The sequence below is a fragment of the Pseudomonas sp. NBRC 111119 genome (assembly GCF_001320125.1).
GTDB lineage: Bacteria > Pseudomonadota > Gammaproteobacteria > Pseudomonadales > Pseudomonadaceae > Aquipseudomonas > Aquipseudomonas parafulva.
Genome location: NZ_BCAV01000008.1, coordinates 57454 through 77820, shown reverse-complemented (window position 1 = coordinate 77820; position 20367 = coordinate 57454). Strand labels below are relative to the sequence as shown.

21 protein-coding genes and 1 tRNA gene are annotated in these 20367 nt (G+C 63.2%); 11 read left to right on the top strand and 11 right to left on the bottom strand.

Going from position 1 to position 20367, the window contains the following annotated elements:
* The first annotated feature begins 133 nt into the window (after positions 1–133).
* The 5 genes from APH25_RS04440 to APH25_RS04415 all read left to right on the top strand — a co-directional run bounded on the left by APH25_RS04440 (position 134) and on the right by APH25_RS04415 (position 7516).
* Positions 134–598 carry a nuclear transport factor 2 family protein gene (locus tag APH25_RS04440; RefSeq protein ID WP_060481192.1) on the top strand — a complete coding sequence of 155 codons (465 nt, stop codon included), beginning with the start codon at positions 134–136 and terminating at the stop codon, positions 596–598.
* A gap of 153 nt (positions 599–751) precedes the next feature.
* On the top strand, positions 752–1900 hold the full coding sequence (locus APH25_RS04435) for a M14-type cytosolic carboxypeptidase (protein ID WP_060481191.1): 1149 nt from the start codon (positions 752–754) through the stop codon (positions 1898–1900).
* Positions 1901–2391: 491 nt separating this feature from the next.
* A complete protein-coding gene (locus APH25_RS04425) occupies positions 2392–4641 on the top strand; it encodes an ATP-binding protein (RefSeq protein WP_060481190.1) in 2250 nt (749 codons plus the stop codon).
* 15 nt (positions 4642–4656) lie between these two features.
* Positions 4657–5115 (top strand): response regulator, encoded by a 459-nt coding sequence (locus APH25_RS04420; protein ID WP_060481189.1) that lies wholly within the window; start codon positions 4657–4659, stop codon positions 5113–5115.
* Positions 5116–5128: 13 nt separating this feature from the next.
* A complete protein-coding gene (locus tag APH25_RS04415) occupies positions 5129–7516 on the top strand; it encodes a response regulator (protein ID WP_060481188.1) in 2388 nt (795 codons plus the stop codon).
* Positions 7517–7635: 119 nt separating this feature from the next.
* Here APH25_RS04415 and APH25_RS04410 read toward each other — a convergent pair.
* Positions 7636–7710, bottom strand: a tRNA-Gln gene (locus APH25_RS04410).
* 49 nt (positions 7711–7759) lie between these two features.
* On the opposite strand from APH25_RS04410, the gene APH25_RS25430 reads away from it, so the two are divergent.
* From APH25_RS25430 to zapE, 3 genes are all read left to right on the top strand, one after another.
* Entirely contained in the window at positions 7760–7951 is a 192-nt protein-coding gene (locus APH25_RS25430; RefSeq protein WP_156333137.1) for a hypothetical protein, read from the top strand.
* Positions 7952–7965: 14 nt separating this feature from the next.
* On the top strand, positions 7966–8208 hold the full coding sequence (locus tag APH25_RS04405; RefSeq protein WP_028634496.1) for a hypothetical protein: 243 nt from the start codon (positions 7966–7968) through the stop codon (positions 8206–8208).
* 128 nt (positions 8209–8336) lie between these two features.
* Positions 8337–9416 carry a cell division protein ZapE gene (zapE, locus tag APH25_RS04400; protein ID WP_060481187.1) on the top strand — a complete coding sequence of 360 codons (1080 nt, stop codon included), beginning with the start codon at positions 8337–8339 and terminating at the stop codon, positions 9414–9416.
* A 12-nt stretch (positions 9417–9428) separates the two neighbouring features.
* Here the strand turns inward: zapE and APH25_RS04395 are convergent, their stop codons facing one another.
* Entirely contained in the window at positions 9429–11318 is a 1890-nt protein-coding gene (locus tag APH25_RS04395) for an AMP-binding protein (RefSeq protein ID WP_060481186.1), read from the bottom strand.
* 197 nt (positions 11319–11515) lie between these two features.
* Between APH25_RS04395 and APH25_RS04390 the strand changes: the two genes are divergently transcribed.
* Entirely contained in the window at positions 11516–12382 is an 867-nt protein-coding gene (locus APH25_RS04390) for a LysR family transcriptional regulator (protein ID WP_060481185.1), read from the top strand.
* On the opposite strand, the gene APH25_RS04385 is transcribed toward APH25_RS04390, so the two are convergent.
* The 5 genes from APH25_RS04385 to APH25_RS04365 all read right to left on the bottom strand — a co-directional run bounded on the left by APH25_RS04385 (position 12356) and on the right by APH25_RS04365 (position 16301).
* Complete coding sequence (locus tag APH25_RS04385; RefSeq protein WP_060481184.1) at positions 12356–13510, bottom strand: HPP family protein; 1155 nt, start codon at positions 13508–13510, stop codon at positions 12356–12358. The genes APH25_RS04390 and APH25_RS04385 overlap by 27 nt on opposite strands.
* 183 nt (positions 13511–13693) lie before the next feature.
* Positions 13694–15013 carry a sensor histidine kinase gene (locus tag APH25_RS04380; RefSeq protein WP_060481183.1) on the bottom strand — a complete coding sequence of 440 codons (1320 nt, stop codon included), beginning with the start codon at positions 15011–15013 and terminating at the stop codon, positions 13694–13696.
* On the bottom strand, positions 15010–15678 hold the full coding sequence (locus tag APH25_RS04375; protein ID WP_028634502.1) for a response regulator transcription factor: 669 nt from the start codon (positions 15676–15678) through the stop codon (positions 15010–15012). The genes APH25_RS04380 and APH25_RS04375 overlap by 4 nt, the downstream gene beginning before the upstream one ends.
* On the bottom strand, positions 15679–15993 hold the full coding sequence (locus tag APH25_RS04370; RefSeq protein ID WP_060481182.1) for a PepSY domain-containing protein: 315 nt from the start codon (positions 15991–15993) through the stop codon (positions 15679–15681).
* The gene (locus APH25_RS04365) at positions 15993–16301 is read right to left on the bottom strand and encodes a PepSY domain-containing protein (RefSeq protein ID WP_060481181.1); all 309 of its coding nucleotides are present in this window, start codon (positions 16299–16301) and stop codon (positions 15993–15995) included. Before APH25_RS04365 ends, APH25_RS04370 begins: the two co-directional genes overlap by 1 nt.
* A gap of 178 nt (positions 16302–16479) precedes the next feature.
* Here APH25_RS04365 and APH25_RS04360 point away from each other — a divergent pair, with 178 nt between their 5' ends.
* On the top strand, positions 16480–17559 hold the full coding sequence (locus tag APH25_RS04360; RefSeq protein ID WP_060481180.1) for a patatin-like phospholipase family protein: 1080 nt from the start codon (positions 16480–16482) through the stop codon (positions 17557–17559).
* A 25-nt stretch (positions 17560–17584) separates the two neighbouring features.
* Here the strand turns inward: APH25_RS04360 and APH25_RS04355 are convergent, their stop codons facing one another.
* Both APH25_RS04355 and APH25_RS04350 read right to left on the bottom strand, forming a co-directional pair.
* On the bottom strand, positions 17585–18004 hold the full coding sequence (locus APH25_RS04355) for a DUF6691 family protein (RefSeq protein WP_060481179.1): 420 nt from the start codon (positions 18002–18004) through the stop codon (positions 17585–17587).
* Between the two features lie 2 nt (positions 18005–18006).
* Complete coding sequence (locus APH25_RS04350) at positions 18007–18441, bottom strand: YeeE/YedE family protein (RefSeq protein WP_060481178.1); 435 nt, start codon at positions 18439–18441, stop codon at positions 18007–18009.
* A gap of 122 nt (positions 18442–18563) precedes the next feature.
* Between APH25_RS04350 and queD the strand changes: the two genes are divergently transcribed.
* On the top strand, positions 18564–18920 hold the full coding sequence (gene queD, locus APH25_RS04345) for a 6-carboxytetrahydropterin synthase QueD (RefSeq protein ID WP_060481177.1): 357 nt from the start codon (positions 18564–18566) through the stop codon (positions 18918–18920).
* A gap of 2 nt (positions 18921–18922) precedes the next feature.
* Here queD and APH25_RS04340 read toward each other — a convergent pair whose 3' ends face one another.
* Both APH25_RS04340 and APH25_RS04335 read right to left on the bottom strand, forming a co-directional pair.
* Positions 18923–19531 (bottom strand): hypothetical protein, encoded by a 609-nt coding sequence (locus APH25_RS04340; RefSeq protein ID WP_060481176.1) that lies wholly within the window; start codon positions 19529–19531, stop codon positions 18923–18925.
* 72 nt (positions 19532–19603) lie between these two features.
* On the bottom strand, positions 19604–20071 hold the full coding sequence (locus tag APH25_RS04335; RefSeq protein ID WP_154660089.1) for a DUF1289 domain-containing protein: 468 nt from the start codon (positions 20069–20071) through the stop codon (positions 19604–19606).
* Between the last annotated feature and the right edge of the window lie 296 nt (positions 20072–20367).

The following is a 20367-nucleotide window of genomic DNA, read 5'->3' as shown; positions in this document are numbered from 1 at the left end:
GTTGCGGGGGCGGGCTTGCCCGCAACTGGCTATTGCACCACGCGAAATTATCAACGCCCGCAGGTAAGCATTCTCCTCACGCCAACCGCGTACTACGCTCCTCTTGCACAGTCACCCGCCGAGGAGTTACCTGATGTCCCGCCCACCCCTGCCCCCGTTCACCCGTGACAGCGCCATCGAGAAAGTTCGCCTGGCCGAAGACGGCTGGAACAGCCGCGATGCCGCCAAAGTCGCCCTGGCCTATACCCCGGACACTGTCTGGCGCAACCGCGTCGAGTTCCCACGTGGCCGCGCCGAGGTACAAGCCTTCCTTACCCGCAAGTGGAACCGCGAGCTGGACTACCGCCTTATCAAAGAGCTGTGGGCCTTCGCCGACAACCGTATTGCCGTGCGTTACGCCTACGAGTACCGCGATGACAGCGGCCAGTGGTTCCGTGCCTACGGCAACGAAAACTGGGAGTTTGCCGAGGACGGCCTGATGCACAACCGCCACTCCAGCATCAACGAGCACCCCATCGCCGAAACCGAACGCAAGTTCCACTGGCCGCTGGGGCGCCGCCCCGATGACCACCCCGGCCTCTCTGAACTGGGGCTTTGAAGCCAGGCCGGGCAGCCTTGGCGGCTGGGGCATGGATACGCTGGCGGGCCACCTGTTTCAACCTGGCTGCGCAAGGTGCCCTGCCTGCACGCAGTTCAGCCGCCAAGTTGTGTACAGTAGGCCCACAACAATGCCCGCACAGGAGCCCGGCACATGACCGTGACGCTGTCCCCCCTGCAGATCGACTGCGACTTCGATTCCGGCAACATCCAGGTGATCGATGCCAATGACCCCGCCCATGTAAGGCTGGCCATACGCCCGGACACCCACAGTGGCCACTACCAGTGGTTCCACTTCAAGGCAAGCGGCCTTACCCCTGGGCAAACCCACCGTTTCAGCCTGGAAAACGCCTCCGGCTCCTCCTATCGCAACGCCTGGCACGGTTACAACGCCGTGGCCTCCCATGACCAGCAAACTTGGTTCCGGGTGCCCAGCCAGTTCGACGGCACGGCGCTGTCGTTCGAGGTGACAGCCGAGCAACCACAGATGTGGTTCGCCTATTTCGAGCCCTACTCACGCGCCCGCCACAACCAGTTGATCGAACGTGCCCGCCAAGTGCCCGGCGTCGAGTTGCTGGCCAGTGGCCGCAGCGTGCAGGGCCGCGATATCCCTCTGCTGCGGGCCGGTGATGCCGCACCGGGCAAGCGCAAGCTGTGGCTGATTGCACAGCAGCACCCCGGCGAGCACATGGCAGAGTGGTTCATGGAGGGCGTGATCGACCGCCTTCAAGCCAACGACGCGACCATTCAGCAGTTGCTGGGCAAGGCTGACCTGTACCTGATCCCCAACATGAACCCGGACGGCGCCTTCCTCGGGCACCTGCGCACCAACTACCCGGGCAAGGACCTCAACCGCGCCTGGCAGGACGCCAGCATCGAGTTCACGCCTGAAGTGTTCTTTGCCCAGGCGCAGATGAAGCAATACGGCGTGGACGCATTCATCGACGTGCACGGGGACGAAGAAATCCCCCACGTATTCACCGCCGCCTGCGAGGGCAACCCGGGGTACTCTGCACGCCTCGCCCAGCTTGAAGAGCACTTCCGCAGCACCCTGTGCAGCCTGACGGCTGACTTCCAGACGCTGCACGGCTACACCCGCGACGCGCCCGGCCAGGCCAACACCACCCTGGCCTGCAACGCCGTCGGCATGGCCTACGACTGCCTGTCGCTCACCTTGGAGATGCCTTTCAAGGACCATGACGACGCACCCAATGCGGTCACCGGCTGGTCGGGCGCACGGTCGAAGGCACTGGCCAGCGCCGTACTGGACACGCTGGCGCACATGGTCGACCGCTTGCGCTGAGCCTCAGAACTGAACGTCCAGTACCACACTGTCGGAATAGCTCGCGGCCGGGGATGTGGGCTGGTCGGTATGGGTCGACGGCCAGTTGGTAGGGCAGCAACTCGCGCCCATTGATAAGGCGGCCCGGCCCGACATCGCCGAACAGGCCACGCAGCGCTGATGACCAGCAGCGGCCCTAGGGTCAACAGCAACAGCGAAGAGCGGCTCATGGCGTAACCTCCCTGTTCGGCCCTTGTCGATCTATGCTGGTCTTGAGCGTAGCAGTGAGGTGCATGGGCAAACGGGCGGAGAGGCCGTTTTTGGTATTAGCAAAAAAAGCGATAGGGCGTGCGATACACCCCCAACGCACTGAGCCGAACGCTTTGCTGAAGACGCGCTCAAAATTGGCAAACAACGGCAACCCGAGCGATATTCTGATAGGGTGTATCACCTTCATCCTGCCCAGACTCATGCGGCATGCATGGACCTAATCGACAGGAGCGTTTTCATCAATGACGACAGACTTAACGCTGGCCCAGGCGGTGGAGCGCTGTGCCCAGGAACCTATCCAGATTCCTGGCAGCATTCAGCCACACGGTTTTCTGCTTGTGCTTGATGAAAATGACCTGAGGGTGTTGCAGGCGAGCGAGAACGCCCAGCAGTGGTTAGGCATATCCGCTGCATCGCTGGTTGGTTCGCCCTTCAGTGACGTTGTCACTGGCGACTTCGATTTGCGCGCGCATCTAGGCAGGCTTCCTCAAGATGAGGTTTTCCCGTTTCATATCGGCGATGTGCAACTTCGCGAAGGCGCTCCATACCGCCAAGCATTGCACATGCTGGCCCACCGCCATGATCAGGCGCTGATCGTCGAGTTGGAGGCGCCACGTCTGCCGGAAGATTTGGCCTCGCAGGGCGACTATTACCCCTTGGTGCGCAACTTCATAAGCACCGTGCATCTGGCTGGTACCCTTGAAGAACTGCTGCACCAGACGGTGCTGCAGCTCAAGCGCGTCACCGGTTTTGGCCGGGTGAAGGCCTATCGCTTCGACGCCGAAGGCAATGGGCAAGTGCTGGCGGAGGTCGCCGACCCCGATTACCCCACCTTCATGGGCTTGTGCTTCCCGGCATCCGATATTCCTGCTCAGGCCCGTGAGTTGTACCGGGTCAACCGCATCCGCGTCATCGAAGATGCCAACTACCAGCCGTCACCGCTGGTGCCGGGCACCAACCCGCTCAGCGGCAAGCCGCTGGACATGAGCTTTGCCAGCCTGCGCAGCGTGTCGCCGGTACACCTGCAATACATGCGCAACATGGGCACACTGGCCTCCATGTCGCTGTCGATCGTGGTGGATGGCAAGCTGTGGGGGCTGATCTCCTGCCACAACGCGGAGCCTCGCCCGGTCGACCTGCGTACCCGCACCGCCTGCGAACTGCTGGCCAGTGTGCTGTCGCTGCAGATTGAATCCCGCGAGTCACACGCCGACACTCAACGGCTGCTAGAGCTGCGCCAGCACATCGTGCGCATGATCGCCTCCATGGCAGACCACGATAGCGTCAGCGAGGGGCTGCATGCCGTTCCTGACGTGTTACTGGCATTTGCCAACGCGCAAGGCGCTGCTGTCATTTCTGCTGACCGTTGCGAGCTATACGGTCAGACACCGCCCGAGGCACAGGTCAACGCACTGGTGCATTGGTTGTCTCGGCGTGCGGGTAATCTTGTTTTCCACACCGACAATGCGCGCCGCGACGTGGATGAGCTGCCTGAGCTTGGCAACCATGTGGGTGGCGTGCTTGCGGTGGCCATCTCGCAGATCCATTCCCATTACCTGCTGTGGTTCCGGCCCGAGCAGGTGCGCACCGTTGAATGGGCGGGGCAGCCGACCAAGCGGGTGGGGCCGCAAGGTAACCTGGACCCGCGGCACAGCTTCGAGCGCTGGCAGGAACAACTGAGCGGCTATTGTGCCCCGTGGGACCCACTGATTGTGGAGGGGGTCAGCGAACTGCGTACGGCCGTGATGGGCATCGTGCTGCGCAAAGCGGAAGAAATGGCCCAGCTGGCGGGCGAACTGCGCCGCTCCAACAAGGAGCTGGAGGCGTTCTCCTACAGCGTCTCCCATGACCTGCGTGCGCCGCTTCGGCACATTGCCGGCTACACCGAACTGCTCAGCGAAATCGAAGGCCCCGGTTTCAGCGAGCGCGGCAAGCGCTTCTTGCAGCATATCGGCGAAGCCGCTCATTTTGCCGGCAGCCTTGTCGACAATTTGCTACATTTTTCACAAATGGGCCGCTCAGCGCTGCGCATGTCAGATGTAGACCTCAATGCCTTGATCGATGCCATCCGTGCGGAACTCGCACCGGATTACGCGGGGCGTGAAATCATCTGGACCATTGCGCCCTTGCCCAAGGTTCATGGAGACCCCGCCTTCATCAACCTGGCGTTGAACAACCTGTTGGCCAACGCCATCAAATACACACGTGGGCGCACGCCGGCTCGCATCGAGGTGTTCGCCGTGCAGCATGCCGAGGAAGTCGAGGTGTGCATCCGTGATAACGGCGTAGGCTTCGACATGGCGTACGCCAACAAGCTGTTCGGGGTGTTCCAGCGGCTGCACCGCATGGAAGACTTCGAAGGCACAGGAATCGGCCTGGCAAGCGTGCGCCGTATCATCGAACGCCACGACGGGCGCGTCTGGGCCGACGGCCAGATCGACAAAGGCGCCAGCTTCCATTTCACTCTACCGCGCCACCCCGCGACACACTGAGGTACCGTTACCATCATGCTCAAACCCATCCTGCTGGTCGAAGACAACCCTCGGGACCTGGAGCTGACGCTCCTGGCCCTGGAGCGTAGCCAGTTGGCCAACGAAGTTATCGTGTTGCGCGACGGCGCCGATGCCCTCGATTACCTGCTGCGCCGTGGCGCCTACGCCGACCGCGACGACGGCAACCCTGCCGTGTTGCTGCTGGACCTGAAACTGCCGAAAGTCGATGGCCTCGAGGTGCTCAAGGAAGTGCGCGCCACGCCCGAACTGCGCAGCATCCCGACCGTGATGCTGACGTCTTCGCGTGAAGAGCCTGACCTGCTGCGTGCCTATGAACTGGGCGTGAACGCCTACGTGGTCAAACCAGTCGAATTCAAGGAGTTCGTCGCCGCCATTTCCGACCTTGGGGTCTTCTGGGCCGTGCTGAACGAGCCGCCACCTGGCTCCCTGCGCTTGACCCGCCGCGGCAACTGAGGCTCACGCAACGATGCAGTCTACCCCGCTGAACCTACTGATGGTCGAAGACAGCTCGATGGATGCCGAGCTGACCCTGATGCGCCTGGAGCGCAGCGGGCTGCACGTTCAGTCGCACCTGGTGTTCGACCACACGGGTGTCGAAAATGCCCTGCGCGACGGGCGCTACGACCTGATCCTGTGCGATTGCGTACTGCCCGGCTCGTCCGGCACCGACGTGCTGTCCATCGCCCAGCGCCTGGCGCCGGACGTGCCGTTCATTTTCCTGTCCGGTATCTACGGTGAAGAGCATGCGGTGGAGATGATCCGCCTGGGTGCTACCGATTACGTACTGAAAAAGAACCTGCCGTTGCTGCCCAAGGCAGTACGCCGCGCCCTCACCGAAGTGCAGGAACGTCAGCGCCGTCGTCGGGCTGAAGAAGCACTGGCCGAGGTTGAAGCGCGGGCCCGCATCGCCATCAACGCTGCCGGCATGGGCACATGGGATCTTCGCCCCCAGGAGGGGCTGCTCGTCTGGGATGAGCGCGCCAAGAAGCTGTTCGGTTTGGCCACCGACACGCAGATGAGCCTTGAAGTCTTCTACGCCGGCATCTATCACGAAGATGTGCCGATGGTAAAGGATGCCGTAGACCAAGCCATGCAGCCTGAGAGCGGCGGTCACTACCGCATGGAATTCAGGATCGTTCAGCCGAACGGCCAGGAGCCACGCTGGCTGCTCAGCAGTGGCCAGAGCCAGTTCGCTGACGGCAAATGCGTGCGCTTTTCCGGTGTTCTTCAGGACATCCATGCACAACGGGTGGCGACCCAGGCGCTACGCCAGCTCAACGAGATGCTTGGCGAACGGGTTGAACGCCGCACCCGCGAGCGCGACCGGGCGTGGGAGCTGTCCCAGGACCTGCTGGCCGTACTCAACAAAGACCTGACCCCGGTGGCGCTCAACCCTGCCTGGGAAGCCAGCCTGGGGTTGTCTCGCGAACGCCTGAGCCAGTCATCGCTGCTGCACCTGCTCCCCGAACCCGACCAGGAACTGCTGCTCACCGAGCTGGCTGCCCTCGCCCATGGCCGCACCAGTGCCCGTTTCGTCGGGCGCATTCTGCATGCCGGCGGCCAACAACGCTGGCTGTCGTGGGTGGTGGTGCCGGAAGATACCCTGCTGTACGTGGTGGCGCGGGATATCACCAGCGAGCGTGAAGCTGCAGTGGGCCTGGCCGATGCCAACGCCCGCCTGCGCGAACAGATCAACGAACGCGAACGAATCGAGGCTGCACTGCAGCAAATGCAGCGCCTTGAAGCCGTTGGCCAGTTGACCGCGGGGGTTGCCCACGACTTCAACAATTTGCTCACGGTGATCCTCACTGGCGCGAGCTTCCTGGAGCGGGACCTGAACAAAGGTGACCTCGACAAGGCCCGCTCCCGCCTGACCCACGTGCGTGAAGCGGGTGAGCGCGGGGCCAAGCTGACTTCGCAGTTGCTGGCATTCTCCCGCCGTCAGTGCCTGGAGCCAGTACCCCTCAACCTCAACCGCACCCTCGATGGCCTGGAAGAACTGCTGCGGCGCACGCTGGGGGGCAACGTTTCGGTGCGCCTGGACCTGGACCGGGCGTTGTGGCAGGCCCTGACCGACCCCACCCAGACCGAGATGATCATCCTCAACCTGGCCATCAACGCCCGCGATGCCATGCCCGATGGCGGCCAGTTGACCTTGGTGACCCGCAACACGCGCATCGACACCCCACCTCAGCGCCCGGAAGATCCGGACCCTGGTGAGTACGTAATGCTGAGCATCCGCGACACAGGCTGCGGCATGAGTGAAGAGGTGGTGGCCAAGGTATTCGAGCCATTCTTCACCACCAAGGACATCGGGAAAGGCTCTGGCCTGGGCCTGGCCCAGGTGTTCGGTTTCGCCAAGCAGTCTGGCGGCGGTGTGCGCATCGAAACCACCCCGGGACGCGGCACTCAGGTGGCCGTCTACCTGCCGGCAGTCAAGAATCACGTTATCAGCGAGCCTGCCGCCCCGGTGGTTAGCCAGTCCATCAGCGACAGCGGCAGCAACCGCACCGTGTTGTTGGTAGACGACGACCACCTGGTGCGCGACATGCTTGGCGACGTGTTGCGCCAGTACGGTTATGAGGTGCGCCAGGCGCACAGTGGCGAGCAGGCACTGGCGCTTCTGGATGACGGCATCGACCTGCTGCTCACCGACTTTGCCATGCCGGAGTTCAACGGCGCGCAGCTTGCCGTTGCCGCTCGTGAACGCTTCCCTCAGCTACCTGTGGTCTTTCTAACTGGCTACGCAGAGTTGCAAGGCCTGGACCTGCCGGGCAGCGTTGTGATCCAGAAGCCCGTTCAGGCGGACGACCTGGCCAGGGCGCTGGACGAAATGCTGGGCGTACCGGGGTAAACCTGTGCAATCGGGGCCACTCAGCCCCGACTCGCCCACACACTGAATGCCAAACGACAAAAACGACGAAACCAGCGCTTACGTGATAAGCACTGGAAAGATGTTTTGATCTGAGAAAATGGCAGGGGCGGCTGGATTCGAACCAACGCATGGCAGGATCAAAACCTGCTGCCTTACCGCTTGGCGACGCCCCTGTATCAGATGCAGCAATCGCTGCCCGGATAATCCCAATAAGGTGACAACGTGTTGTTGTCTTGGAATGCGCGGCACTTTAACAACAATGTTGCTGCCTGTGAAGCCCCTAATCGAAAAAAAATGCCAAAAAACAGCGGCTTAGTTATTAGCAGAAAAAAAATTACCGCTCGTCGCTTTCCTGCCGCCGTACCTCAACACAATCGCATTCGCTCCTTCAAATCAGATAACCCAACGCAGTGACCAAGGAGGACCGTATGCCTGTTTCTCACGACCTGTATCAGGACTTGCACTACCCCCGTGAAATCGTCCAGCAGCGTCGCCTGCAGGACCAGACGCTAGACCGCTTGCTGGACGAGTACGTCGACATCGATAACCAGGTGCTTGCAGCGGAGTCGATCTCGGCCGGCAACTTCGTCGATGAGGACCTGCGCCACCTCAAGGAACGCCGGCTTGCGGTGAAGTACATGATCGAGCGCCAGCTGGAACGTAAAGCCTGAGATCGGGGTTTTGCCGGTGATGACCTATCGCGGTAAGTGATGGTTGACGGTCACTTTCTCTATTGGTCAAATCCGCGGCACCCGGGCAAGCTTCCGGGCGCCCGTTTATTGCCCAAGGAGCTCAGTTCGTGCCTGCCTGGATCCCTGCCCCGCTACGCCAACTTGGCCAACGCCTAAGCCCTGCCCGCGCTGACCGTCATGCACTGCTCACGTGGTTCGAGGAAAAAGCCCAGAGCCGTGGCTACGCGTTGAGCGAGGGTCAGCGCCAAGTGATTGCGTGCATGGGGCAGCAGTTGAGCCAGTTTGAGCAGGGGCAGCCAAGTAGCCTTTACCTGCACGGCGCGGTCGGGCGCGGTAAAAGCTGGCTGCTGGACGGCTTCTTCCAGGCTGTGCCTGTGCAGGCAAAGCTACGCCTGCACTTTCATGACTTTTTCGCCCGACTGCACCAGGGCATGCACCGCCACCGCGCCTTGGACAACGCCATGGCCGCTACCCTCGACGAATTGATCGGCAAGTGCGAGGTGCTGTGCTTCGACGAGTTCCATGTGCATGACATTGGTGATGCCATGCTGCTTACGCGCCTGTTCGATGCCTTGTTCGCTCGGGGCATCTACCTGCTGGTCACCTCCAATTATGCGCCGGAGGGGCTGCTGCCCAACCCGCTCTACCATGAGCGCTTCCTACCCGTCATCCGCCTGATCAACACCCGCATGAAGGTCATGGAAGTGGGCGGTGCTATCGACTTTCGCAGCCTGCCGGCCAACCGCGAACACCAGTGTTTCACCCGCGGCCTCTATGTATGGCCAGGCGATGCCGGGCAGCGCCTGGCCCTGAAGCTGCCCGAGGCGGCACCCGGGGTGCTGCACATCAACAACCGTTCACTACGGGCCAGGGCCGTGGATGGCACACGGGTGATGTTCACATTCGACGACCTGTGCGAGCAGCCTACCGCCGTGATCGACTACCTGGCCCTGGCCCGCCAGTTCAGTGAGTGGGTCATCGACGGGCTGGACGACCTGGCGGACTGTTCGCTGGCGGCGCAGCAGCGCTTTGTCAATCTGGTGGATGTCCTGTACGACCAGGACCGCCAGGTGACTGTCATTGGCAAACGCCCGCTGGCAGACAGCCTGGACGGGGCCATTGCCGACCTGATGCGTACCCGAAGCCGGTTGGGGCAATTGCATCAGGTCGGCCCTGGCCCGACCTGACCAGCACTGTTTTCACACTGCTTTAGGCAGGTCGGCCAGCACCGTTTCGATTTCCTGAAGCACGGCGGGATCATCCAGGGTAGAGGGTGGCACGTAGGCCTGCCCGTCGGCGATCTTGCGCAGCAACGCCCGCAGAATCTTGCCCGAACGCGTCTTGGGTAACCGCCGCACCAGCCGCACCCGGTTGAAACAGGCCAGCGCACCGATTTCTTCACGCACCCTGGCCACCAGGTCTGCCAGCAACTGCGCCTCGGTAGTGCCCTCACCATCTTTCAACACGACCAAGGCGAGCGGCACCTGCCCCTTGATGTCGTCATGCACGCCGATCACTGCGCATTCGGCAACCGCCGCGTGGCGTGCCACCAGGTCTTCCATTTCCCCGGTGGACAGCCGGTGCCCGGACACGTTGATGACGTCGTCCGTTCGCCCCATGATGTAGACAAAGCCGTCGTCGTCCAGGAACCCGCCGTCGCCGGTGTGATAGTAACCAGGGTAAGTGTGCAGGTAGGCCTGCAGGTAACGGTCGTGGTCCCCCCACAGCGTCTGGCTGCACCCTGGGGGCAAGGGCAGTGCGATCACGATGGCGCCCTGCTGGTGGGTGCCCAGCAGATGGCCCTCGTCATCCAGCACGCGCACGTGGTAACCCGGCACTGCGCGGTTACTCGAACCCGGCCTGGCCGCACTGCCTTCAAGGCCTACGCACGGCGCGGTGACGGGCCAGCCGGTTTCGGTTTGCCACCAGTGGTCGTGCACCGGCTTACCGGTGACGCGCTCCAGCCATTGGTGGGTGCTGGAATCGAGCTTTTCCCCGGCCAGGAATAACTGGCGCAGCGAGCTCAGGTCGTACTGGCCAAGCAGCTCGCCCTCCGGGTCTTCCTTGCGGATAGCGCGCATGGCGGTGGGTGCGCAGAACAGGCCGTTGACCTTGTACTGCTGCACGACGCGCCAGTAGGCGGCAGCGTCCGGGGTGCGGATTGGCTTGCCCTCGTAAAACACCGTGGTACAACCGCACATCAACGGCCCGTAGACGATCAGCGAGTGGCCTACCACCCAGCCGACGTCCGATATGCCCCACCACACATCACCGGGCTGCATGCCGTAGATGTTGTGCATGGCATAGCGCAGGGCCACAGCGTTGCCGCCGTTTTCCCGCACGATGCCTTTGGGTTTGCCGGTGGTGCCCGAGGTATACATGATGTACAGCGGATCGCCAGCGTCGAGCACCACCGGGGCGACGGGCACTGCGCCCACAAGCGCCTCGGCCCAGTCCAGGTCTCGCCCTGGTTGCAGCGGTGCCTGCACCTGTGGCCGCTGCAACACCAGCACATGGCGCGGCTGGTGCTGGGCCAGTTGCAACGCGCGGTCGACCAGAGGCTTGTATTCGATCACCCGGTCGAACTCGAGCCCGCAAGAGGCTGTGAGCAGCAGGGTTGGGCGCGCATCGTCGATACGCAGCGCCAGCTCGTTGGCTGCGAAGCCGCCAAACACCACCGAATGCACCGCGCCAATGCGGGCGCAGGCGAGCATGGCCATAGCGGCCTGCGGCACCATCGGCATGTAGATGATCACCCCGTCACCCTTCTTCACCCCCAGCTGGCTTAGCAGCCCAGCCAGGCGGGCTACCTCATCGCGCAGCTCAAGGTAGGTATAGGCTTGCTGCGCCCCTGTGACAGGAGAGTCGTAGACCAACGCCAGTTGTTGCCCCCTGCCCTGTTCGATCTGGTGGTCCAGGGCGAGGTAACAGCTGTTCAGACGGCCATCGGGGAACCAGCGATGCGTGCCGTCGGCATTGTCCTGCAGGGTGATGGCAGGGGCGCGATACCAGGCGATCGACCGGGCCTGTTCAGCCCAGAAGGCAGCCGGGTCGGCGATGGAGTGTGCGTAGCTTTGCTGGTAGCTCATGTGCAATGAACCCGATCGTTGTTGTTATTGAAGGGCGAATGCTGAGTATGGCCGGGCTGACCCGGCGCGCCAGGCGGCTAAAGGCCTAACAGACCTGCAAATTTGCAGGGATCAGGTGCCAGCACCTACTACGGCCTGCCTTTACCACGCTCCGTGCCTTTCCACTAGAATGGGCCCTCCCTTGCCGAGGCTGCCCCATGGACATCGATCAGGCCCGTACCTTTCTGGAAATCGTCCGCAGCGGCAGCCTGGTGGCCGCTGCCGAACGCCTGTTCGTCTCGCAAACGGCCGTCACTGCGCGGGTACAGCGCCTGGAGCAACAACTGGGCTGCCAGCTGTTCGTCCGTGGCCGCAGCGGCGCCAGCCTGACCCCTGATGGCGAGGCGTTCGTCAGCTACGCCAACCAGCTGGTGCAGACCTGGGAGGCCGCGCGCCGCGAGCTGCCGCTGCCCCGGGGCTGCCAGCAGATGCTGCACGTGGGTGGGGAAGTAAGCCTTGGTAACCCGATGATGCTGGGCTGGGTCAGTGCCCTGCACCGCGAGCTGCACGGCTACGCTATACGAAGTGAGGTCAGCGACGGCGAAGCGCTGCTGCGCAAGGTGGAAATGGGCCTGCTGGATGCCGCCCTGGTGTACCAGCCCAACTACGGCCCGGGGTTGCAGGTGGAGCAGTTGATGGAAGAAAAGCTCATCCGCATCCGCCGGGTGGACCGGCCTGAACCCTACGTGTACATCGACTGGGGCGATGCCTTTCGCAGGCAGCACGACGCGGCGCTCCCAGAGTGTGCGCAGGCAGCACTGAGCTTCAACCTTGGCCCGCTGGCGTTGCAGTTCATCCTCGACCAGGGCGGCAGTGGCTATTTCCGCACGCGGGTGGTGCAGGCTTACCTGGACAGTGGCGTGTTCGAGCGGGTGCCGCAAGCACCCGAGTTCACCTACCCGACCTACCTGGTGTATTCACGCGAGCGCGACAGCGCAGCACTGCAACAGGCGTGCGCCACGTTAAGACGCCTGGTGGCCGCAGACCAAAGCGACTGGTCACAGCGTTGGGACCCGGCTATCTGACGCCTTTGGCTGGCTGAGCACCTGGCGCTGCAGGCCCGCGATGACATCGGTCTGGGTGATGACGCCGACCAGGCGCCCGGCCTCCAGTACCGGCAGGCAATGCAAGCCTCGTTCACACAACAAGGGCAGCAGGGTATCCAGCGGGGCCGTGCTGTCGACACTCACCACCTGACGGCTCATCACCTGCTCCAGGCGCAGCACTTCACCGCCCAACAGCCGACGCCAGCCTTGCCGCTGTGGTCGCATGGCGGGGCCGAGCAGGTCGCTGACGGTGACGATGCCCACCAGTTCACCCTTGGCCAGCACCGGCAGCGCTTTTACGTGATGGCCGGCCAGGCGCGTGCAGGCTTGCGCCAGCGGCATGTCAGGGGTGGCGAACTGCACGTCACGGGACATTACCGAGGCTGCGGTCAAGCCGCCCAAGCTGCGCCGCAGCGCCTGCTGCTCGGTCGCCAGGATGATCTGCTCCAGTTCAGCACGGCTGACGTCGACGAACTCACCGAGGGCCTCCAGGGCCTGGTCCAGGTCTTCGCCCCGTACGCCAACCCGTTCGCGGGGGGGCGGGTCCTGGGTGTGGTGCAGGTCCTTGCGCGAGGCCAGGCCCTTTGGGTAAGCCGCGCCCGTGCAACGGTTGTAGAGGATGGCCACGGCTACCAGCCCCCCTGCGTTCAACAGCACCGGCTCCAGCAGGTGCTCGCCCATGGCGGTGAGCCCTGGGTCGGCAAGCACCACGCTTACCGCAACACCGCCACCGGGCGGATGCAGGCAGCGCATCAGGCACATCACCAGTACCGAAACGCCCAGGGCGCTGGCCGCCACCCAAAGCTCAGGCCCGAGGGATTGCCGCATGGCCAGCCCGATGATGCCAGCCAATGCATAGCTGCCCACCACGGGCCAAGGCTGGGCCAACGGGCCGGAATACACGGCGAACACCAGCACCGCCGAGGCAGCCAGAGGGCCTAGCAGATGCAGGGCAATGGCGGGGCCGAATACCAAGCTGGTCGCCCAGCCGGCGAGGAATAAACCCAGGAGTGCGCCAACACCTGCACGCAGCCATTCTTTCGGCGGCGTATTCAGGGGCGCTGGCAGCCATCGGTGCAGGCGATTCGGGGATCGTGAGGCGGGCATCGGGTATTGGATCTATCTTGTGCAGGGAATGGGCAACCACACAGCGCCCTGTCATCGAGCAACGGGTTCGCTCAAGGGCGGGATTCTGCACGGGCCAACGCCACCGAACCAATTCAAAAAAATGCGCTTGAGGTGCAATTTTCTTGCACCACGAAGCCAGACATCGAGGATGGCAGCCCCGTTTCAAGCCCCCTTGCGCGGCAGGTCGAGCGTGACTCGCAAGCCACCCAGGGGGCTCTGCGCGAGCGACAGGGTTCCACCCCAGGCGTCACAGATATCGCGCACAATACCCAACCCCAGGCCATGGCCGTCGACCTGTTCGTCCAGCCGCGAACCGCGCTCAAGCACCTGCTGCCGGCGGCTTTCCGGGATACCAGGACCATCGTCGTCCACCCACAGTTGGTACCCGCCGGCTGTGGAAGCGATCCCCAGGCGCACTTCACTGTCCGCCCACTTGCAGGCGTTATCCAGCAGATTGCCCAGCAGCTCAAGGCTGTCTTCCCGGTCCCAGGGCAGTAACAGCCCGGCGGGCACGTCACTTTCCAGCCGCAGGCCCTCACCGTGAATCATGCCGAGTGTGCCAAGCAGCCCCGGCAGCTCGGCGTCACAATCGAACTGGGCGCCGGGCAAGGCATCGCCGGCCAGGCGCGCACGGTTGAGTTCACGCGCCAGGCGCTGCTGGATCTGCTCCAGTTGCTCACGCATCTGCCCGCTGAACCCAGGCACCCCGTGCAGCCGGTCGCTGGACGCCAGGCTCAGCAACACCGCCAACGGGGTTTTCAACGCGTGGCCCAGGTTGCCTAGGGCATTGCGCGAGCGGCGCAGGCTGTCTTCGGTGTGATTGAGCAGGTGGTTGATCTGCCCCACCAACGGTGCCAGTTCGCTGGGCACCTCGTCGTCCAGCTGCGAGCGCTGCCCTTGCTGCAACTGCGCAATCTGCTGCCGGGCACGCTCCAGCGGCCGCAGCGACCGGGTAACGGTGATGCGCTGCAGCACCAGCACCAAGGCCAGCGCCACCAGCCCCATGCCCAGGCCGATCTGCTGCAGGCGGCGGAACCCCTCGCGCACCGGCGAGTAATCTTGCGCGACACTGATCGAGATATCCTGGCCCAGGCGCCGGTAGTCGGCGCGCAGGGTCAGCAATTCCTGGCCCTCGGGGCCCAGCTCGTGCCGGTCGGACAGGCCAGGGGCGGAAGGCTTGGGCATGTTCATGTCCCACAACGAGCGCGACCGCCAGGTGCCCTGGTCGAAATCAATGCGGAAGTAGTGGCCAGAAAACGGCCGTTGGTAGGCGGCCGAGATACGCCGCTCGTCCAGCTGCAGCCCGGAGGGCCCTCGCACCAGCGCCACCAGCAGGGTTTCACTTTCGTTGCGCAGGCCGTTTTCCAGGTAGCGCTGCAGGCCAGCTTCGAACAACCACAGGGTAAGCTGCGCCAGCACCACCCCTACCACCACCAGCACAGCCACCAGGCCCAGGCTCAGGCGTGCCTGGATCGACTTCATGCAGCGCTACCGGCGTAAAGGTAACCCTGACCGCGGCGGGTTTCGATCACGCTGCGCCCCAGCTTGCGGCGCAGGTGGTTGACATGCACTTCCAGGACGTTGGAGTCGCGCTCGGTTTCACCGTCGTACAGGTGCTCGGCCAGGTGGGTCTTGGAGAGGATCTGCTGCGGGTGCAGCATGAAGTAGCGCAGCAGGCGGAATTCGGCAGCCGTCAACTGGATGTCCACACCCTCACGGCTCACGCACTGTCGGCGCTCGTCCAGGTGCAGGCCCGCCGCCTCCAGCGTTGGCTGGTTGGCCAGGCCACGGGCGCGGCGCAGCAGCGCCTGGATACGCAATTGCAGTTCTTCGGGGTGGAAGGGTTTGCTGAGGTAGTCGTCGGCACCAGCCTTCAACCCCTCGATACGTTCGGCCCACGAGCCTCGCGCCGTGAGGATGAGCACAGGCGTAGCCAGGCCGGCTGCCCGCCACTGGGCCAGCACGTCGAGGCCCGGCAGCCCCGGCAGGCCGAGGTCGAGGATAATCAGGTCGTAGGGCTCGCACTGGCCCTGGTAGGCCGCATCGCGGCCATCGGCCAGCCAATCGACCGCGTAGCCCTGGCGTTGCAGGGTGGCTGTCAGTTCATCGGCCAGCGGCACGTTGTCCTCGACAAGCAACAGGCGCATTCAGTCATCTTCCTCGTCTTTGAGCAGGGCGCCGGTACTGGCGTCGAGCTTGATTTCGCGCACCACGCCCTCCGCCGTCAGCAGCTCGACTTCGTATTCATAGCGGTCGTGTTCTTCTTCGAGTTCGGCCTCGAGCAGACGCGCCCCGGGGTGACGCCCCAGGGCGGTTTGCAGCAGGTGCTCGAGGGGCAGGATGACACCCTTCTGGCGCAACGCCAGGGCCTCGTCCTGGTCCAGGTCACGGGCAGCGACCAAAGAGCATACTGCCAGTAACGCCAGGGCCAGGTAGCCTGCCGCCCGTGGTGGCTGACTCATCAGCTGTCCCGCTCGTCCTTCACGACTTCACCGGTCTTGGCATCGAGGGCCACGTCCCACTCGACGTTCTGGGCATCGCGCAGTTCCACCTTGTAGATGTAGCGGCCGTATTCGTTCTCAAGCTCCGAGTCGGTAACGGTGGAGCCCGGGTGTTTGGCGATGGCGGCGGCCTTGAGTTCGTCCAGCGACTTGATGGTTTTGGCGTTCACCAGCTTGACCACTTCATCGGGCTGTACGTCCTTGGCGAAGGCGGCGTTGGCACCCAGAGTAAGGGCGGCGGCGGTGAACAGGGCAGTCAAGGTTTTCATCGTAGGTTTCTCCTGGAAGCTGTACAAGTTGTCTACGCAATCAACATTACCCAGCCGTCCTTAATTGAACCTGAAAAAGCTGGCGACATGATAGCGCAGGCGCTGCACGCTTCACGATCAACCCCTTCAGCCCCTGCCTCGCCTTATAATGCGACACTCTCTGCCCAGGAGCCCAGCCATGAGCGCCATCCACATCAAATACCCCGCCCTCACCTTCAAGGCCGGGCGGCGCGCACTGGGCCAGGTGCGTGAACGCGGGCTGCAGGCGGCGGATGTGGGCATACTGCCCGGCGCCGCGGGCGGGCCTAAACCGCTGGGCATCCAGGGCCTGGACCTGGCGCTGTTTGGCGAGTGGCTGCCAGCGGCCCCGCGCCCTCGCGCCCTCATCGGCGCATCGATCGGCGCCTGGCGCTTCGCCAGCGCCTGCCTGGAAGACCCGGTCGCCGGTCTGCGCCGCCTGGGCGAGCTGTATACCGAGCAGGATTTCGCCAAAGGCGTAACCCCCACTGACATCAGCCGCAGTTGCCAGTACATGCTCGACGACCTGCTACAAGCCCGCGACGGTGAGGTGCTTGCCAACCCGCACTACCGCCTGAACATTCTGGTGGTCAAAAGCCATGGCCAGCTCGCCCACGACCATCGGGGCCGCCTGGGTATCGGCCTGGGTTCGGTGGTCGCCAGCAACCTGCTGGGCCGCGCCAGGCTGGGGCGCCACTTCGAACGCGTCATCCTGCACGACCGGCGCACGCCCCCACCCCTGAACGAACTGACAGACTTCCCTTCCCGCTACTTGCCGCTGGACCTGGCAAACCTGCGCCACGCCCTGCTGGCTTCGGGCTCCATCCCCATGGTGATGGAAGGTGTAAAGGACATTCCCGGTGCTGGCGCAGGCACCTACCGCGATGGCGGCCTGCTCGACTACCACCTCGACCTGCCTTACCAAGGTGACGACCTGGTGTTGTACCCGCATTTTACAGACAAGGTGGTCCCCGGCTGGTTCGACAAGGCCCTACCCTGGCGCAGGGGTGACCCCACGCGCCTGCAGAACGTGGTGCTGCTCACACCGTCCCCGCAGTACCTGGCAGCCCTGCCCTACGGCAAGCTGCCTGACCGTAATGACTTCAAGCGCTTCATGGGCGACGCACCCTCACGTAAACGCTACTGGTACAAGGCCATTGCAGAGAGTGAGCGGTTGGGCGATGAACTGCTCGAACTGGTTGCCACAGGGCGAGTGCATGAGCGGCTGCAGGCCCTGTAACAGCCTTGCCAACCAGGCAACACACTCACTGCCCGCGCCAGGCCTCCAGACGGAAAAACGCGTACATCCCCGCCAGCACGGCGATGAAGAACACCCCGATTTGCCAGTGCCCGGTCAACAGCACCGCCACCGCCGGGCCGGGGCAGATACCGGTAATACCCCAACCGGCGCCGAACAACAGGCTGCCCACGATCAAACGGGTATCCAGCCCCCGCTTGGTCGGGAGTTGCACTGCAGCCCCCAGCAGCGACTGCCGGCGTGTACGCGCCCAGTTCAGCGGCACGGCCGCCACCGCGATGGCACCCACCATCACCAGCGCGAGCGAGGGGTCCCACGCACCGGTCACATCGAGAAACGCCAGTACCTTGGCGGGGTTGGCCATCCCCGCCAGCAGCAGGCCCAGGCCGAACACCAGGCCGGCAACGAATGCGCTTAGCTTGATCATTTTCACACGCCCCACACATGACGAATGAGGTACACCGTCGCCATGCCCGCCACCATGAAACACAGCGTGGCCACGATTGAGCGCGGGGACAGCCGGGATACCCCGCAGACGCCATGGCCGCTGGTGCATCCCGAGCCGTAGCGGGTCCCGATCCCCACCAGCAGACCCGCCATCACCAGGGCTGGCCAGTGGGCCTGTACGTCGATTGCTGGCAGTACGGCGAATGCACCCCAGAGCAGCGGCGCAGCCAGCAGTCCCAACAGGAACAGCGCCTTTTCGCTCCAGCCTTCGCTGCGAGGGTTCATGACGCTGGCCAATACCCCGCTGATACCTGCGATACGGCCGTTACCGAGCATGAACACCGCCACAGCCAGGCCGATCAACGCGCCCCCGCCCAGCGATGACCAAGGCGTGAAGTGGGTCCAATCAATGCTCATGCGGATCTCCCGTCGACAAGGCCAACTGCAACGCGCGTGCTACCGGCCGTCGCAGAATCAGGCAGGTTGGCGCTGCAAAACAGGGTAATATACGCCTCACCACCAGCTTTACAGGTCCACCCGTGGAAATTTTCAAAGAGTTCACATTCGAATCGGCTCACCGCCTGCCCCATGTTCCCGAAGGCCACAAATGCGGCCGCCTGCACGGGCATTCATTCAAGGTTGCGCTGCACCTGACCGGGCCGCTCGATCCGCACACCGGCTGGATCCGCGATTTCGCCGAGGTCAAGGCGATCTTCAAGCCTATTTATGACCGGCTGGACCACAACTACCTCAACGACATCCCTGGCCTGGAAAACCCCACCAGTGAGGTGATGGCCAAGTGGATCTGGGAGCAGGTCAAGCCCCTGCTCCCGGAGCTGTCCAAGGTGCGCATTCACGAAACCTGCACCAGTGGCTGCGAATATACCGGCGACTGACGTCAGCCCTGCGGGCGGGGATGCGGGGGCACCGGCACTTCCGTTATCTCCAGGGTCACCAGGCCCCTGACGCCTTTCCAGTCGTTGAGGTAGGCGCGGGTGAAATCCTCGGTACGCCTCACGCTCTTGCCTGACGGGTTGCACAACGTGAGATTGAAGCGGCGTACGCCAGGCGTCAGCCGCTCAGGGTCCAACCCATCAAGCTGCCACAGTGGTGCAGTGGGCTGCTCCCACCGGTAAGGGTCCTGGGGCACGGCATACAGGCCCAAGTAGCCATCTACGTTGCTGTCCAACACCCTGTCCAGGCGTGGCCACAGGTCTAGCGTTCTCCCGGAATAGGCCGGTCGAATGTCATAGACATACTGCTCGCCGATGCGGTACACCCCGAACCAGAAACGTTCGCATAGCACGCCATCACCCTCGGGGTAAGCCGGCAGACGCCCGCAGCGGACCCAGCCGTCATCGCGGTCACCGCTGTCCACCGTGCTCCAGACTGGGATGAAGGCTTTTGAGGTATCAGGGTCGACTTGCGCCGCCTCACCCACTTGCGCCGGGTGCCACCAGCAGCGTGCGTTGAAACACAGATAGGGTTGAAATTTGTAGTAGCTCATGCCGGTTAATCCCAGGTTCAGAAGCCCAGGACGATGCCGGAACCCGCCGCCATTTCGGCAGGTGGAAATAGCCTACTTCAAGGCGTCGGCAAGGAATGCCGGGGCGATGTAGCGCTGGTAATGCGCTTCGGACAGCAGGAAGAACTCACGGTCGATGGCGTCACGCAGCTGTGGCAGCTCCCAGTCTCTGAACTCGGGCAGCAGGGCCATGCCGTAGGCCTCAACATCCCGGATCATGCGCGCCCCCCGGGCGATCAGTTGGTAAGCCCAGCAGTACTCCGACTGCTGCTCGACAAAACGGATGGCGCGCTGCTCCAGTTGCTGGCGCAGCAATGCTTTGTCGAACACCTCCAGTTTGGCCATCATCACCTGGACCAGCAGTTGCTCCAGCCGCAGCCACACGGCGCGCTTTTGCTCGTCGTCGTAACCATTCCAGTTGATGACCTCGTGATGGAAGCGCTTGCAGCCACGGCAAACGGTGTCCCCATACACCGTGGAACACAGGCCGACGCAAGGGGTCTTGATGGACTTGTTGGACATGAAAAACAACGGCTTGAAGAAGGAATACCGGGCCATGTTAGCCCTTTGTCTAACCGGGGTCACCCGTTAAAGTCATGATCGCCGCCTTACCTTCGGGCATTTTTTACCGTAGAATCATTCGGCCTTTTCGAAGGCAACAATGTCCGTTGGAAGCTGTTTTCAAAGCGTCACGAGCACAGTTGATCCGGCAGAACGGCGTTGGCCCGGGCCCTGCACCCTCAGCAGCCCCTGGCCAGCCCTCATCAGTTTCCCGTTCTGCAGGCGTAAAACTTTGAAAGCAGCTTCTGTAAGGATTC